This is a genomic window from Nonomuraea sp. N2-4H (genome assembly GCF_045291505.1).
In the GTDB taxonomy this organism is placed as follows: domain Bacteria; phylum Actinomycetota; class Actinomycetes; order Streptosporangiales; family Streptosporangiaceae; genus Nonomuraea; species Nonomuraea fastidiosa.
In genome coordinates this window covers 3,099,937-3,114,978 of record NZ_CP147987.1, presented here as the reverse complement: position 1 = coordinate 3,114,978, position 15,042 = coordinate 3,099,937, and the positions used below count along the sequence as shown (strand labels likewise).

10 protein-coding genes and 1 pseudogene are annotated in these 15,042 nt (G+C 71.4%); 9 read left to right on the top strand and 2 right to left on the bottom strand.

Annotated elements, in window-relative coordinates:
• The first annotated feature begins 14 nt into the window (after positions 1 to 14).
• The 4 genes from WBK31_RS14330 (at position 15) to WBK31_RS14315 (ending at position 5,464) form a co-directional block, all read left to right on the top strand.
• Positions 15 to 1,409 (top strand): hybrid sensor histidine kinase/response regulator, encoded by a 1,395-nt coding sequence (locus WBK31_RS14330; RefSeq protein ID WP_406675007.1) that lies wholly within the window; start codon positions 15 to 17, stop codon positions 1,407 to 1,409.
• Positions 1,402 to 3,054, top strand: a complete 1,653-nt coding sequence (locus tag WBK31_RS14325; RefSeq protein ID WP_406675005.1) for a SpoIIE family protein phosphatase — start codon at positions 1,402 to 1,404, stop codon at positions 3,052 to 3,054. Before WBK31_RS14330 ends, WBK31_RS14325 begins: the two co-directional genes overlap by 8 nt.
• 216 nt (positions 3,055 to 3,270) lie before the next feature.
• Positions 3,271 to 4,020 carry a hypothetical protein gene (locus tag WBK31_RS14320; RefSeq protein ID WP_406675004.1) on the top strand — a complete coding sequence of 250 codons (750 nt, stop codon included), beginning with the start codon at positions 3,271 to 3,273 and terminating at the stop codon, positions 4,018 to 4,020.
• A 10-nt stretch (positions 4,021 to 4,030) separates the two neighbouring features.
• On the top strand, positions 4,031 to 5,464 hold the full coding sequence (locus WBK31_RS14315) for an RICIN domain-containing protein (protein ID WP_406675003.1): 1,434 nt from the start codon (positions 4,031 to 4,033) through the stop codon (positions 5,462 to 5,464).
• Between the two features lie 15 nt (positions 5,465 to 5,479).
• Here the strand turns inward: WBK31_RS14315 and WBK31_RS14310 are convergent.
• Positions 5,480 to 6,397, bottom strand: a pseudogene (locus WBK31_RS14310) (aminoglycoside phosphotransferase family protein); the annotation flags it as partial.
• Positions 6,398 to 6,515: 118 nt separating this feature from the next.
• On the opposite strand from WBK31_RS14310, the gene WBK31_RS14305 reads away from it, so the two are divergent.
• The 3 genes from WBK31_RS14305 (at position 6,516) to WBK31_RS14295 (ending at position 10,376) form a co-directional block, all read left to right on the top strand.
• Entirely contained in the window at positions 6,516 to 8,597 is a 2,082-nt protein-coding gene (locus tag WBK31_RS14305) for a serine/threonine-protein kinase (RefSeq protein ID WP_364050575.1), read from the top strand.
• A 94-nt stretch (positions 8,598 to 8,691) separates the two neighbouring features.
• Positions 8,692 to 9,117: a MarR family transcriptional regulator gene (locus WBK31_RS14300; protein ID WP_364050572.1), complete on the top strand. Its 426-nt coding sequence runs from the start codon at positions 8,692 to 8,694 to the stop codon at positions 9,115 to 9,117.
• Positions 9,114 to 10,376 (top strand): MFS transporter, encoded by a 1,263-nt coding sequence (locus WBK31_RS14295; RefSeq protein WP_364050569.1) that lies wholly within the window; start codon positions 9,114 to 9,116, stop codon positions 10,374 to 10,376. Before WBK31_RS14300 ends, WBK31_RS14295 begins: the two co-directional genes overlap by 4 nt.
• A 130-nt stretch (positions 10,377 to 10,506) precedes the next feature.
• Here WBK31_RS14295 and WBK31_RS14290 read toward each other — a convergent pair whose 3' ends face one another.
• On the bottom strand, positions 10,507 to 11,724 hold the full coding sequence (locus WBK31_RS14290) for a cytochrome P450 (protein ID WP_364050566.1): 1,218 nt from the start codon (positions 11,722 to 11,724) through the stop codon (positions 10,507 to 10,509).
• Positions 11,725 to 11,895: 171 nt separating this feature from the next.
• On the opposite strand from WBK31_RS14290, the gene WBK31_RS14285 reads away from it, so the two are divergent.
• Both WBK31_RS14285 and WBK31_RS14280 read left to right on the top strand, forming a co-directional pair.
• Positions 11,896 to 12,390 carry a MarR family winged helix-turn-helix transcriptional regulator gene (locus WBK31_RS14285; protein ID WP_406675002.1) on the top strand — a complete coding sequence of 165 codons (495 nt, stop codon included), beginning with the start codon at positions 11,896 to 11,898 and terminating at the stop codon, positions 12,388 to 12,390.
• 183 nt (positions 12,391 to 12,573) lie between these two features.
• Positions 12,574 to 14,976, top strand: a complete 2,403-nt coding sequence (locus WBK31_RS14280) for an FHA domain-containing protein (protein ID WP_406675001.1) — start codon at positions 12,574 to 12,576, stop codon at positions 14,974 to 14,976.
• Positions 14,977 to 15,042: the final 66 nt, after the last annotated feature.

Here is a 15,042-nt window from a genome sequence, read left to right as displayed (position 1 = left end):
GCTGGCCTGGCTCGATGGACGCCGTCGACCGCGTACGCCCCGGCAGGCTCGTGCTGCGCAAGCGCCTGCCGCGCGGCGCTCACCCGCTGTCGATCGCCCGGCTGCGCGCCCAGGTCGACGCCCTCGCCCCGGCGAGCGCCATGGACGAGCTGCGCCAGCAGAACCACGAGCTCGCCACCACGCTGGAGGAGGTGCGCCGGCTCAACGCCGAGCTGGCGGAGACCAACCAGGGCGTCATGGCGCTGTACAACCAGCTCTCGGCCGAGCTGGAGGAGACCAACCGCGGCGTCGTCGCGCTCTACGCCGAGCTGGACGAGAAGTCGATGCAGCTCCGGCAGGCCAGCGACGCCAAGAACCGGTTCTGGGCCACGGTCAGCCACGAGCTGCGCACCCCGCTCAATTCCATCATCGGCCTCGTACGGCTGCTCACCGGCCCCGGCGGCGACCCGCTCGCCGCCGAGCAGGCCCGGCAGATCGAGCTGATCGGCTCCTCGGCGGAGACGCTGCTCGCCCTGGTCAGCGAGCTGCTCGACATCGGCAAGGCCGAGTCGGGCCGCCTCGACCCGCAGGCCGCCATGGTCGATCTCGTCGCCCTGGCCGAGCGGCTGCGCATGACGATGTGGCCGGCCAAGGGCAGCGCACGGGTCACGCTGGCGGTACGCGTGCCGCCACCGCCGTTCGCCATGCTCGCCGATGAGGCGATGCTCACCAGGATCCTGCGCAACCTGCTGGCCAACAGCCTGAAGTTCACCCAGGAGGGCGAGGTGCTGCTTGAGGTCACCCACGACGCGGCGGCCAGCGAGGCGGTCTTCACCGTGACCGACACCGGCATCGGCATCCCCGCCGAGCATCTGGAGCGGGTCTTCGAGGAGTTCTACCAGGTGCCGGGGCCCGAGCAGACCCGGGTCAAAGGCACCGGGCTCGGCCTGCCGTACGCGCGGCGGCTGGCCGAGGCGATGGGCGGCACGCTCACCCTCACCAGCCAGGCGGGTGCGGGCACCACGGCGGTGCTGCGGCTGCCGTACGAGCCGGACGACGTCCCCGTGGTGGGGCGCGTGCTGATCGCCGACGACGATGAGAACTTCCGCGCGGGGCTGCGGCGCATGCTGACCGGGTTCGCCGCGCACATCGACGAGGCCCACGACGGGACGGCGGCGCTGGCCGCGATGGCCGCGGCACCGCCCGACCTCGCCCTGCTCGACCTGCTGATGCCGGGCCTCGACGGCGCGGCCGTGCTGCAGCGCATGGCCGGTGACGAGCGGCTGCGCGACGTCCCGGTGATCGTGATCACGATGGCGCTGGCCGGCCGCCACCCCTCCGGCGCCGACGCGGTGCTCGCCAAGCAGGGGCTGCGCCGCGACATGCTGCTGGGCGCGATCCGGCAGGTGCTGGGAGGCGACGATGCCTGACGTCCCGCCGTGGGAGGCGACGATCCTCGTCGTCGACGACACCCCCGCCAAGCTGTACATCCTGTCGAGCTGGCTGCGCCGTGCCGGGTACGCGGTCGTGGAGGCGTCCGGCGGGCTGGAGGCGTTGCAGCGCATCGGCGAGCTGCGCCTCGACCTGGTCGTGCTCGACGTACGGCTGCCCGACATCTCCGGATACGAGGTGTGCGAACGCATCAAGAGCGACCCGGCGACCGCGTCCATCCCCGTCATCCAGATCTCCGGCGCCGCCATCACCGCCGCCGACCGTGCCATCGGGCTGCACCGGGGCGCCGACGGCTACCTCGCCGAGCCCATCGAGCCCGACGAATTCGTGGCCACCGTCAAGGCGGCCCTGCGCTACCACCGGGCGCGGCAGCGCGCCGAGCGGCTGGCCGGGCGGCTGCGCGCGCTCACCGACCTCACGCTGGCCATGAACGCCGCCCAGACCTTCGACGAGCTGCTGTCCACCGCCGTCTCCGGCACCAGCCGGATCCTCAACCGGCACGCCGGGGTGGTGGCGCTCGCGCCGGACGGGCGTACCCGCAGGTTCACCGCCGGGCCGCCCGACGGCGCCGCCGCGCTCAGGACCGCGCCGCCCTCCGCCCTGGAAACCCTCGGCAGGCAGGCGCTCGGCCAGCAGCCCGGCACGGAGCTGCTGACCATACCGCACGCCTACTGGTCGGCGGTCGCGCCCGACACCCCCGCGCGGCGCGACATCACGGCCGTCATGTCCCGCACCAAACGCGACCGGCCGCCCATCCTGCTCGGCGTCGAGCCCGATCCGCCGCTCGACGAGGACGAGGAGAGCATGCTGCGCCAGCTCGGCCAGGCGGTCGCGCTGGCCGTGGAGGCGCTGCGCGCGTACGCCGAGGAGCACGCCATCGCGCTGACGCTGCAGCGCAGCCTGCTGCCCTCCCGCGTCCCGCAGGTGCCCGGACTCGACATCGCCTGGCGGTATCAGCCCGCCGTGGACAACGTCGAGGTGGGCGGTGACTTCTACGAGGTGCTGGAGCTTGACGGCAAGGTGCTGTTCGCGGTCGGCGACGTCCAGGGGCACTCGCTGCTCGCCGCCACCGTGATGGCCGAACTGCGCCACTCGCTGCGGGCCTCGCTCATCGGCAAGATCGAGCTGGATCAGTCGCTGGCGCTGCTCAACGACGTGCTCCGCCGCTACCACCGGCGGATGACGGCGACCGTCTGCCTGATGCTCCTCGACCCGGCCACCGGCGCAGCCCAGATCGCCAACGCCGGCCACATCCCGCCCTTGCTGCTGGACGACGACGGCCAGCCAGGCGGCGGGGGCTCGGACGGCGCGGGTTCGGACATCGGCGGCGGGGGCGTGCGCACGGCCCGCTACCACGACCGCTTCGGCAACCTCCTGCTGGGCGTGGCCGACGAGATCTACCGCATCGACCACGTCACCGTGCCGCCGGGGGGCGCGGTGCTGATGTTCACCGACGGTCTGGTGGAGGACCGCGACAAGTACCTCGACGACAGCCTGGAGATCGCCCGCCAGGCGGCCTCCAAGATCGGGGACGACGTGAACGAGGCCGCCGATCACCTGATCGCCGCCTTCGGCGCCCGCGAGGACGACGTCGCCCTCGTGATCGTCCGCCGCCACCGCTGACACCTTCGGGACCAAGGGCCGCCCGCATCGCCCTGCGGGCGGCCTCGCCGGTTGCTGAAAAGTTGCAGTGAGCGGTTGACAGGGGTGATGTTCACGTAAACACTCGGCGGGAACGTCACCCGAAGCCCCTTGCGGCGTCGGTTCGCATGCCGCGCCGGATCTGGATGTTAGCGCTAACACACGAACCTCGATCAGCCCCGCCGAAGGATGTCTCCCGTGTCACCGCGCCGCGTGATCGCCGTCTCATGCGCCGTCCTTCTCGGTCTCGCGCTCGCCCCGCCGCCCGCCGCCCAGGCCGCCTCCTGCGCCGCCTACGTGATGGGGTACTTCAACCGGTCGGGGGACAGGTACGCGCTCCACCTGGCGGTCAGCGATGACGGTCTCCAGTGGGCGCCGCTCAATCAGAACGAGCCGGTCGTCACCCCGGCCGCCGGCACGCAGGGCCTGCGCGATCCGTACATTCTGCGCAAGCAGGATGGCACGTTCGTAGTGCTCGCCACCGGCCTCAAGGGTCGCGTCTTCCATCAGAACGACCAGTACATCCACGTGTGGGACTCGGCGAACCTGACGAGCTTCACGAACCATCGCCGGGCGCGCCTGCACACCATGGCGACGCACTCGTGGGCGCCCGAGGCGTTCAAGGTGCCGGCGCGCAACGCGTACGCCGTCATCTACTCGGCCTGCAACGGCACCTCGAACATTGACGGCAACCCGTGGTCGCCGCTCGGGCAGCGGGCCTACACGCCGCCCATCAGCTCGAAGCACGCCAACATCATCCCGATCACCACCGCCGAGAAGGACGCGCTGATCTCCCTCGGGGGCCCGCCCCGGTGGAATCGCAGCAAGTCGTACGACTTCCCCGACCGCTACCCGCGGCACTCCGGGTTCGCGCTGCGCATCGACCCGCTCGGCTCCGGCTCGGCCCTGGCCGACCGGCAGGACGCCACCTTCATGCTCACGGACTAGGAGGTCCTGCATGCTCCGAAACCTGCGGCGGGCGCTGGCCGCCGCCCTGCTGATCGCCACCGCCCTGGCGATCCCGTCCGCGCCTGCCCAGGCCGCGCCGCTGACGATCACCAACGGCACCCAGTTCCGCGACACCGCCGGGAACGTCCTGCACGCCCACGGCGGCGGCGTGCTCAAGGCGGGCGGCTACTACTACTGGTTCGGCGAGAACCGCAACCCCGACAACACGTTCCGCGCGGTGTCCGTCTACCGCTCGACGGACCTGGTGAACTGGGAGTTCCGGCGCGACGTGCTCACCAGCTCGTCGCACCCCGAGCTGAACGTCGCCAACATCGAACGGCCCAAGGTCATCTACAACGCCGCCACCGGCCGGTACGTGATGTGGATGCACAAGGAGAACGGCCGGGACTACAGCGAGGCGCGGGCCGCCGTCGCCTCGTCGGCCACGGTGGACGGCGACTACACCTACCACGGCAGCTTCCGTCCGCTGGGCCTGCACATGTCGCGGGACATCACGCTGTACGACGACGGCGGCACCGCGTACATGATCTCGGCCGCGGACGAGAACTACGACCTGCACATCTACCGGCTGACCCCCGACTACCTGAACGTCGCCTCGCTGGTGGGCAACTTCTGGAACGACGCGCACCGGGAGGCCCCGGCGATGTTCAAGCGCGGCTCGACGTACTTCCTGCTGACCTCAGGCGCCACCGGGTGGAGTCCCAACCAGGCCAAGTACGCCACCGCGCCCAGCGTCTCGGGCCCGTGGACGGGCTGGACGAACGTGGGCGACGGCACGACGTTCGGCTCGCAACCGGCGTTCGTGCTGCCGGTGCAGGGCAGCTCGACGACGAGCTACCTCTATATGGGCGACCGGTGGGCGGGCGCGTGGGGCGGGCCGGTGAACGACTCGCAGTACGTGTGGCTGCCGATCACGTTCCCGTCGGCGACGAGCATGAGCCTGAGCTGGCACGCGCAGGTGACGATCGACGCCGCCACCGGGGAGATCACCGGCTCGGGCCCGGGGCAGGCGTACCGGATCACCGCCCGGCACAGCGGCAAGGTGATGGACGTGGTCAGCGCGTCCACGGCGGACAACGCCGAGATCAAGCAGTATTCGTGGAACGGCGGCGGCAACCAGAAGTGGTACGTCCAGGACGCCGGCGGCGGCTACCACCGGATCGTCAGCGTCGGCAGCGGCAAGTGCCTGGACGTGGCGAGGGCCTCGACGGCCGACGGCGCGAACATCATCCAGTACACCTGCACGGGCGGCGCCAACCAGCAGTGGCAGTGGACCCAGGTCGGCGGCTACTACCAGCTCAGGGCCCGCCACAGCGGCAAGTGCCTCGACGTGGTCGGCGGCTCGACGGCCGACGGCGCCGACATCCAGCAGTACACCTGCGGCAGCGGCACCAACCAGCAGTGGACCCGCACGCAGTCGTGACGACCGGTCAGCCGGCCGCCACCGCTCCAGGGCCGGCTGCAGGTAGTCGTGCAGCACGGGCAGCTGCGGCACCAGGTCGAGGCAGGCGATGACGCGCAGCATGCCGATGGCGTCGGTGAAGCGCAGCACGTCTGCGTCGAGCGGCCGCAGGCCCTGGCGCTCGGCCCCGCGGTCGTAGGCGGCGGCGAGCTCGGGGCCGAGCCCGGCGAGGTCCCACTCGACGGGGCCGAGCGTGACCAGCTCGAAGTCGGAGTAGAGGTCGCCGGCGACGCCGTGGAAGATGTTGGCCGCCGGGGCGTCGCCGTGCACCGGCTGCACCTCGATGCCGGGGAAGCGCTGCTCGAAGGCGGCGCGGGAGCGTACGAGGGGTTCGAGCTCCCGCCACTCGCGGCGGGCCCGGTCGAGGTCGGCGGGGGCGATGAGATCGGGCCGGTCGCCCAGCCGGCCGAGGCTGTCCTCGACGAACTCGGGCTCGGCGGCCGACAGGAACGACAGCGGCACCGGGCAGTCGCGCAGCGCGGCATGGAGCGCGGGCACGCTCTCGGCGTTGGCGGCGTAGTCGGGCTCCTTGCCGCGGTCCTCCTCGGCGTACTGCCAGAACGTCATCGAGAACCCGTCGCGCCGCACCGGCCGGGCGGGCACGAGCGGGCTCGGCGCGATCACCGGAACGCCCCGCCCGGCGAGCCAGCGGGTCACGTCGAGCTCCGCCTGCTGGCGGCGGGCCAGCACGTCGGGAGTCGCGTACGCGGGCAGCACCACCGGCACCCTGGCCACCACCGGCGCGGGAGCCAGGTGCACGACCACGGAGAACAAGTCGTGCAGCACCTCGGCGTCGGTCACGGTGAGCCCCAGCTCGCGCCCGGCCGCGACGGCGGCGTCGAGCGCGGCGGCGGAACGGCGGGCGAGTGCCTGTGGCTGCGCGGAATCGGTCACATGCTGATCTTTCCATGCCGTACGACCGGCCAGGACGCCCGCCTGACCGCGAAAGTCGAGCGCTGGTTATCGAAAAGTAAGGTTGTGATAGATCCAGAACGTGGTATCACAATGACGCATGGCCGACTTCACGCCGCTTTTGCCCGGTGACCCTCAGCAGCTGGGCGGCTACGAGCTTCTCGGAAGGCTGGGCGAAGGGGGGCAGGGCGTCGTCTACCTCGCCAAGACCCCCATGGACGTGCGCGTGGCCATCAAATGGCTGCGCCCGTCCGACGACGAAGACAGCGTCGCGCGCTTCCTGCGGGAGGCGGAGGTCGCGCGGCGGGTGGCGGCGTTCTGTACGGCCGCGGTGCTGAGCACGGGCAAGGAGCACGGCCGCCCGTACATCGTCAGCGAGTACGTCGAGGGCCGCTCGCTCGACCGGGTGGTACGCGAGAACGGCCCGCTCGCGGGCGGCGATCTCGAACGCCTGGCCATCGGCACCGCCACCGCGCTGGCCGCGATCCATGAGGCCGGGGTGGTGCACCGCGACTTCAAGCCGGGCAACGTCATCATGAGCGCCAGCGGCCCGCGGGTGATCGACTTCGGCATCGCCCGTACGCTCGACCCGGCCACGATGACGAGCAGCACGCAGATCGGCACGCCCGCGTACATGGCGCCGGAGCAGATTCTGGGACAGGGCGTGGGCCCGGCGGCCGACATGTTCTCCTGGGCCGGCGCGATGGTCTTCGCCTCCTGCGGCCGGGCACCGTTCGGCAGCGACGGCACGCACGCCGTGATGAGCCGGGTGCTGAACGAGGACCCGCAGCTCGGGGCGCTCGAAGGCAAGCTGGCCGACCTGGCGCGCCGCTGCCTCAGCAAGGACCCGGCGGACCGGCCCACCGCCATGGAGGTGATCACCCAGCTCCTGCGCTCGCCCAAGCCGGGCGTGAACCCGCTGGCCGAGGGCACCAAGCAGGCCGAGCCCGCCGCCGGTACGCCCGCCGGATCGGTCGCGGGACCGACCGCCCCGCCGCCCCCGGGCGCGGCCGGCGCGCCGGCCGGAGGGCCGATCGCCGCCGTGCCCTCCGGGCCCCGCACGCCGCCCACCGGCCCGTCCGGGCGCCAGCGCCGCAAGGTCATGATCATCGCGAGCACCCTGGTCGCCGCGGCCGCCGTGACCGCCGCGATCACGGTGCCGACCCTCCTGGGACGCGACAACTCGCCACCGGCCTCGGCCGCTCCGGCCACCACCACACCGGCCCCCACCGCACCGGATGCCACCTCGCCCACGCCGTCGAACTCCTCCACCCCGACGCCCGCGGCCACACCGACCAGGAGGAAGCTGCCCGGCGGTGACATCACGCTGCACGAGAGTCCGTCCGATCCGATCACGCTCACCCGTTACGTCGTGGGCGATACCGAGTACGCCCGCCAGTCCCTGAACGGCGAGTTCACAAAGTACTCCGACGATCTCGAAGCGGCCCTCTCCCCTGACGGCCGCTACCTGGCGACCAGGCCCGAGGACTACACCTCCGACGGATACGACTCCATCCTCATCACCGACCGGCGCGACGGTTCGAGCTTCCGCGTGAAGACCGTGCGCGACCCGCTGATCGCCGAGATCCGCCACTGGACGAAGGACGGCTCCAAGGTTCTGCTCAACACCAGCCAGCGCGTCGGGAGCGGCGACGACAAGGAGTGGTACACCATCGGCTTCGTCATCATCGACGTGGCCACCGCCAAGGCGAACATCGTCCGGGTGAACGACGAGGAGATCCGCGGCAGCGACTTCGCGTGGGACGCCGAGGACAAGGGTGTGGTCATCGAGTACGGCGAGGGCAGGGGCCTGCGCTTCTTCGACGCCTCCGGCGAGCACGTCCGCGACGTGCCGGGCGTCGGGCCAGTGGCCTCGGGCACGATGGACATCTTCTCGCCGTCGGGCCGGCTGTTCACAACCGCATGTCCGAACGGCAAGGACGGCGAGACCTGCGTTTGGGATTCGGCCACCAGTCAGCGGGTGTACCGCTTCACCTCCGACTGCGACAAGGTGCTCGGCTGGTGGGACGAGCAGCACCTGTACTGCTGGGAGAACGACAACACGAGCAGGGATGAGGTCCGCGTGGTCTCCTTCGACGGCAAGCTGATGCGGCGGCTGCTGGACAAGGGAGACAAGGTGGACTTCGGCCCGTACTACACGATCGACCCCGTGACCTCCTGAACCCCCCGGCACCGGGCCCACGGGCCCTCGTGCGCTCGCATACATAAGCAGATGATATAAGTGTCTTATGCAAGATGATCCCCCCTCTCAACAGATGAACGAGCTGGAGCTCGCCACCGGCCTGATGCGGGTCAGGACGATGATGCGGCTGCTCGACTTCCCGCGGGATCGGTCGTTCACCTCGATGTCGACGCTGGGCCACCTCGAACGCGGCGGCCCGCGCCGTCTCACCGAGCTGGCCGAGCTTGAGGGCGTCACGCAGCCGGCGATGACCCAGCTCGTCTCCCGCCTTGAGCGCGAGGAGCTGGCAGAGCGCCGTCCCGACCCCGAGGACGGCCGCGTCGTGCTCGTCGCGATCACCCAGCAGGGCCGCGACGAGCTGGCCAGGCGCCGTGAGGCGCTGGCCAAGCGGCTGGCCGATGCGATGGCCGAGCTACCGGAGGCGGATAAGGCCGCCATCGCCGCCGCACTGCCCGCACTCGACCGGTTGGTCACTCGCGCACTTGGAGGCAACATATGAGCGGCGGCAGCGCCGGCAATCCCTTCCGGCAGCCGAAGGCCGTCTGGGCGGTGGCCTTCGCCTGCGTCATCTCGTTCATGGGCATCGGGCTCGTCGACCCGATCCTGCCCGCCATCTCCGAAGATCTGAACGCCTCGCCCAGCCAGGTGACGCTGCTCTTCACGAGCTACCTGGTCATCATGGCCGTCGCCATGCTGGTCACCGGCTGGGTGTCCAGCCGCATCGGCGCCAAGCGGACTCTCATCGCCGGTCTCGTGCTGATCGTGGTCTTCAGCGCGCTGGCCGGATCCTCCGACAGCATCGGCGGCATCATCGGCTTCCGCGCCGGCTGGGGCCTCGGTAACTCGCTGTTCGTCGCGACCTCGCTGGCCGTCATCGTGGCCGCCGCCAGCGGCGGCTTCTCCGGCGCCATCATCCTGTACGAGGCCGCGCTCGGCGTCGGCATCGCCGTCGGCCCGCTGCTCGGCGGCCTGCTCGGCCACATCAGCTGGCGCGGCCCCTTCTACGGCGTCGCCGTGCTCATGGCCATCGCGCTCGTCGCCACGATCACCCTGGTCCGCGCACAGCCCAAACCGGCGCGCAAGACCGGGCTGCTCGACCCGATCAAGGCCCTGCGCCACCGCGGCCTGCTCGTCATGAGCCTGACCGCGCTCTGCTACAACTGGGGCTTCTTCACCGTGCTCGGCTACGCGCCGTTCCCCATGGGGCTGCACGCCATCGAGCTCGGCCTGGTCTTCACCGGCTGGGGCCTGATGGTGGCGATCTTCTCGGTGGCCGGCGCGCCCTGGCTGCAGCGCAAGTTCGGCCTGGCGCCCACGCTCTACGGCAACCTGGCGCTGTTCGCGGTCGTCATCTTCGTCATCGCCGCCTTCACCGACAACCCGGCGGTGCTGGTCGCCGCGGTGATCGTGGCCGGCATCTTCATCGGCATCAACAACACGCTCACCACGCAGGCCGTGATGATGGTGGCGCCCGTGGAGCGGCCGGTGGCCTCGGCGGCGTACGGGTTCGTCCGCTTCATCGGCGGCGGCCTGGCCCCGTTCGCGGCCGGCAAGCTGGCCGAGTCCTTCAACGTGCACGTGCCGTTCCTGATCGGGGCGTGCTCGATCGTCCTCGGCATCGTGATCCTCGCCTTCGGCCACCGCGACCTGGTCCGCGCCGAGCGCAAGCAGGTCGAGGTGGACGCGCACGCCCGCGAGGGCGAGGAGGACGCCGAGCTGACCGAGGCCACCGAGGCGAGCACCGGCACGGTGAGCTGACGGCATCGGCACGGCGGCGGGCACCGCACGCATGCCGGCACCGCAGGCGAACCGAGGCCGCATCGACCTCGTCCGCATGAAACGACCCGCCGGGAGCCGCTCCCGGCGGGTCGTCGCGTTCCCGGCCGCCTCACCAGCGGACGGGGACCTCCTGAAGGCCGCCGACCAGCAGGCCCTCCACCCGCTTGAGGTCCTCCGGCGGCACGGCCAGCTCCAGGGTGGGCAGCCTGCGCAGCAGCGTCTCCAGCGTCACCTGCAGCTCGGTGCGGGCCAGCGCCTGGCCGAGGCAGGAGTGCGGGCCCGCACCGAAGGTCAGGTGCGGGTTGGGGCTGCGGCCGAGGTCCATCTCGCCGGCGCGGTCGAAGACGGACTCGTCGCGGTTGCCCGAGGCCATGGCGCACAGCACGGTCGTCCCGGCGGGCAGCACCTCGCCGCCCAGCTCGGCCTCCTCGGTCAGGTAGCGGCGCAGGCCGAAGCCGTGGTTGGCGTCGAAGCGCAGGGACTCCTCCACCGCCGTGCGCACCAGGGAGGGATCGGCCACCAGCCGCTCCCACCGGCTGCGGTCGGCCAGCAGCAGCGCGACCATCTTGCCGATCATGTTGGCGGTGGTCTCGTGCCCGGCGACCAGCAGTCCCATCGCGGTGCTGAGCAGCTCGGCGTCGGACATGCCCTGCCCCTCGCCCTCGCTCTCCCTGATGAGCATGCCGATGAGGTCGTCGGTGTCGCCGTCGCGCTTGCCGGCGATCTGCTCGGACATGTACGCCGCGAACTCGGCCTGTCCCGCCCGCGCCTCCTCCTGCGTGTAGCGGGTGACGCTGAGGAACATGTCGGACCAGCGGGAGAAGCGATGCCGGTCGTCGGCGGGCACGCCCAGCATGTCGCAGATGACGTACACCGGCAGCGGGAAGCCCAGGGCGGCCTTCAGGTCGGCGGGAGCGCCCTTGCGGACCATCTCGTCGATGAGGTGCTCGGCCGTGGCGGTCATCGACGGGCGCAGCGCGGCCATGCGCTTGGCGGTGAAGTACTTGCCGACCAGCCGCCGCCAGCGCAGGTGCTGCTCGCCCTTCATCGGCACGACCATGGTGGACTCGCCGGTGGCCGCCGCACCGCCCGAACCCTCGGGTGCCACCCTGGCCGCGTTGTCGGCGGCGGTGGGGCGGGCGAAGCGGGGGTCGGTCAGCAGGGCCTTGATGTCCGCGTGGCGGGTGAGCATCTTGGCGCGGTCGCCGCTGGGCAGCTCGATGGTGGCCACCGGGCACTGGCCGCGCAGCCGCTCCCACTCCTTGGGCGGCTCCAGTGCCGTCTCGTAGGGCAGCGGGTAGGACAGGACCTGTTCGTCGCTCGTCATATGGCCTCCTCGACCGTTCGCCGCGGCGCTGGCGCGCTCGCCAGGACATCTCCTTTGTGCACGATACACACGAAAAGCATCATGCACACGAGTTGCATCATGCATTCTCTGAGCATCATGCACATTGCCGTAGGGTGCAGGTGAGCGGAAGGCACGAGCGGAGGTTCGCCCATGGACGCCGAGCAGGCGAGCGCCCATCTTGAGCGGGAGCTGATGATCCTCACGCGGCAGCGCGAGCTCACCACGCCGCAGGGCGGGCCCGACGGCGAGCGCCTTGAGCGCAGCGCGTACGTGCTGCTCAGCAGGCTCGAAGTGCAGGGCCCGATGTCGATCGGGGACTTCGTCGAGGCGTTCGGGCTGGCCGCGTCCACCTTCAACCGGCAGACCGCCGCCCTGCTCAAGGACGGGCTGGTCGAACGCACCCTCGACCCCCACGGCAGCCTGGCCCGCAAGTTCCGCATCACCCGTGAGGGCCGGCGGCGGCTGGCCGCCGACCGCGCCAGGATCGTCGAGGGGCTGACGAAGGTGCTGGAAGGGTGGCCGCCCGAGCGGCTTGAGCGCTTCGTCGCCGACTTCCAGCAGTTCAACGAGGACATCGAACGCCTCGTCGGCCGGCCGTGGCCCCGCCCGCAGCAGCCCGCCGACGAGGCCGCGCCCTCCGTGTGACCGTCACCCGGCGCCGCGGGGGTCGTGCAGGTGCAGGGATGAGCCCCGACAGTACGAGCATTTTTGAAACGTCCGCGATCACCGCCTCTTTTCGGAACGGTGGCCTACGATCATGGGTTTCCGGGCGAGCGGTGGCGGTGCCCGCACCCGTCTCCGCACGTCCCGAGGGAGAAAGGCGGTTTCGTGACGCAGCTTGTCATCGATGGCCCTGGCGGGTCGGTGGTCCTCGATCCCGGGCGGTCGTACCGGCTCGGCCGCGACCCGGGATCGGACATCGTGGTCAACGCCGACCGGGTCTCGCGTCACCACGCCGTGCTCTGGTTCGAGGGCGGGCAGTGGCTGCTGCAGGACGCGGGCAGCCGTAACGGCACGTACGCGAGCGGCCGTCGCGTCCAGCGCGTCGTCGTGAACCCGGGCACCAGCGTCGGTCTCGGCCAGGCGTCGGGACCCGGGCTGGTCCGCTTCCGCGCCGCCACCCCGCCGCCTCCCCCGGTTCCTCGACGCACGCGAGTGATGGCGCAGGCCGTACAGGCGGGAGCCCGGACCGCGGTGCAGACCGTGGAGGATCCCACGGTGGGCCCGGCGGCGGGGACGGTGCCGTTCCCGCGCGCCGGTCAGTGGCGCGAGCCGGTCTCCATCACGGACCTCACCGGCGTCCAGGTCGTCCGCATCGGGCGGGCCCCCGACAACGACATCGTGCTCACCGACCTGCGGCTGTCCCGGCGGCACGCCGAGCTGCGCGTCACCGCGGGCGTCGCCGAGATCGTGGACCTGAACAGCCGCGGCGGCACGTACGTCAACGGCCGTCCGGTGCGGCGCGCCCGCATCTCCCCCGACGACTTCATCGGCATCGGCACCTCGACGTTCCGGCTGGCGGGCGGCACGCTCACCGAGTACGCCGACACCGGCGAGGTGTGCCTGCAGGCGCACGGCCTGACCGTCACCGTGGACGGCGGCAAGGTGCTGCTGGACGACGTGACGTTCCCGGTAGGCGAGAAGTGCCTGCTGGCGATCGTCGGCCCGAGCGGGTCGGGCAAGTCCACGCTGCTGCGCGCGCTCACCGGGCTGCGCCCCGCCGACCAGGGCGTGGTCACCTACGACGGCCGCGACCTCTACCACGACTACGCCGAGCTGCGCTCGCGCATCGGGCTGGTGCCGCAGGACGACATCCTGCACAGCGTGCTGACCGTGCGCCGCGCCCTGCTCTACGCCGCCGAGCTGCGCTTCCCCGACGACACCAGCCCTCGCGAACGGGAGCGGCGGGTGGACGAGGTGCTGATCCAGCTCGGGCTGGACCACCGCGCCGACACCCGCATCTCGGCGCTGTCCGGCGGCCAGCGCAAGCGCGTCAGCGTGGCCCTGGAGCTGCTGACCAAGCCGTCCCTGCTGTTCCTCGACGAGCCGACGTCCGGGCTGGACCCGGGACTGGACAAGTCGGTCATGCACCTGCTGCGGGACCTGGCCGACGACGGGCGTACGGTCGCGGTGGTCACGCACAGCGTCGCGAACCTGGACGTCTGCGACCGGCTCCTGGTGATGGCGCCGGGCGGGAAGATCGCCTACTTCGGCCCGCCCGGGGAGGCGCTGCCGTTCCTCGGGTTCGACGACTGGGCGGACGTGTTCCTCGCCTTCGACGACCGCACCCGCGACTGGGCCGGCGAGTACGCCCGCTCGCCGCTGCACCAGAAGTACATCACCGCCGACCTCATCCAGCCCGCGACGCCGTCCGCGCCCGTGCACCGGTCGGCACCGCCGAAGCAGCAGAGCTGGCACAGGCAGCTCGGCACGCTGGTGCGCCGCTACTGCCGGGGCATCGTCGCGGACCGGTTGTTCCTCGGCATCACGCTCGTCCTGCCGATCCTCATGGGACTGCTCGCCCGCGTCGTGCCGACCGGCGACCTGACGGGGCCGCCGGGCAGCAACCCCAGCGCCGTCAACCTGCTGCTGATCCTGTGCGTGGGCGGCTGCCTCACCGGGGCCGCCAACGCGGTGCGCGAGCTGGTCAAGGAGCGCGTCATCTACCAGCGCGAACGCGCGGTGGGGCTGTCAAGATCCGCCTACCTGTGCTCCAAGCTGCTGGTGCTCGGCCTGATCACCGTGGCGCAGGGGGTCGTGCTGACGCTGGTGGCGATGGTGAACGTCGAGACGCCCGGCGAGGGGGTGTTCACCGCCCCGATGGCGGAGCTGGCGATCGCCGTCGCGCTGCTGTCGTTCACCGCGATGACGGTCGGGCTGCTCATCTCCGCGGTGGCCAAGACCAGTGAGACGACGATGCCGCTGCTCGTGCTGGCCACGCTGGTGCAGCTCGTGTTCTGCGGGGCGCTGGTGCACCTGGAGGGCAAGGCGGTGATGGAGCAGATCGCCTGGCTCGTCCCGGCCCGGTGGGCGCTGGCCGCGCTGGCGGCCACGCTCGACGTCGGCCTGCTCATGCCGCTCACCGACGACCCGCCGGACCCGCTGTGGGAGCGGGACCTCGGCACGTGGCTGCTCGACGTGGGGGTGCTGGCCGGGCTCGCCGTGGTCTGCTCGTTCGCGGTGGCCCGCCTGCTGCGGCGCCACGAGCCGGCGGTGATGCGCGCCCGCTGACCACGGCTCCCACCGGGGGTTTTCGCAGGAAATCCTCAGTTTTGCCGTATATGGTGACAGCCCCCG

What these genes read in the sequence shown, in the direction of transcription:
- WBK31_RS14330 (WP_406675007.1), top strand. Translation starts at nt 15, where the DNA reads ATGGACGCCGTCGACCGCGTACGCCCCGGCAGGCTCGTGCTGCGCAAG.
- WBK31_RS14325 (WP_406675005.1), top strand. Translation starts at nt 1,402, where the DNA reads ATGCCTGACGTCCCGCCGTGGGAGGCGACGATCCTCGTCGTCGACGAC.
- WBK31_RS14315 (WP_406675003.1), top strand. Translation starts at nt 4,031, where the DNA reads ATGCTCCGAAACCTGCGGCGGGCGCTGGCCGCCGCCCTGCTGATCGCC.
- WBK31_RS14305 (WP_364050575.1), top strand. Translation starts at nt 6,516, where the DNA reads ATGGCCGACTTCACGCCGCTTTTGCCCGGTGACCCTCAGCAGCTGGGC.
- WBK31_RS14300 (WP_364050572.1), top strand. Translation starts at nt 8,692, where the DNA reads ATGAACGAGCTGGAGCTCGCCACCGGCCTGATGCGGGTCAGGACGATG.
- WBK31_RS14295 (WP_364050569.1), top strand. Translation starts at nt 9,114, where the DNA reads ATGAGCGGCGGCAGCGCCGGCAATCCCTTCCGGCAGCCGAAGGCCGTC.
- WBK31_RS14290 (WP_364050566.1), bottom strand. Translation starts at nt 11,724, where the DNA reads ATGACGAGCGACGAACAGGTCCTGTCCTACCCGCTGCCCTACGAGACG.
- WBK31_RS14285 (WP_406675002.1), top strand. Translation starts at nt 11,896, where the DNA reads ATGGACGCCGAGCAGGCGAGCGCCCATCTTGAGCGGGAGCTGATGATC.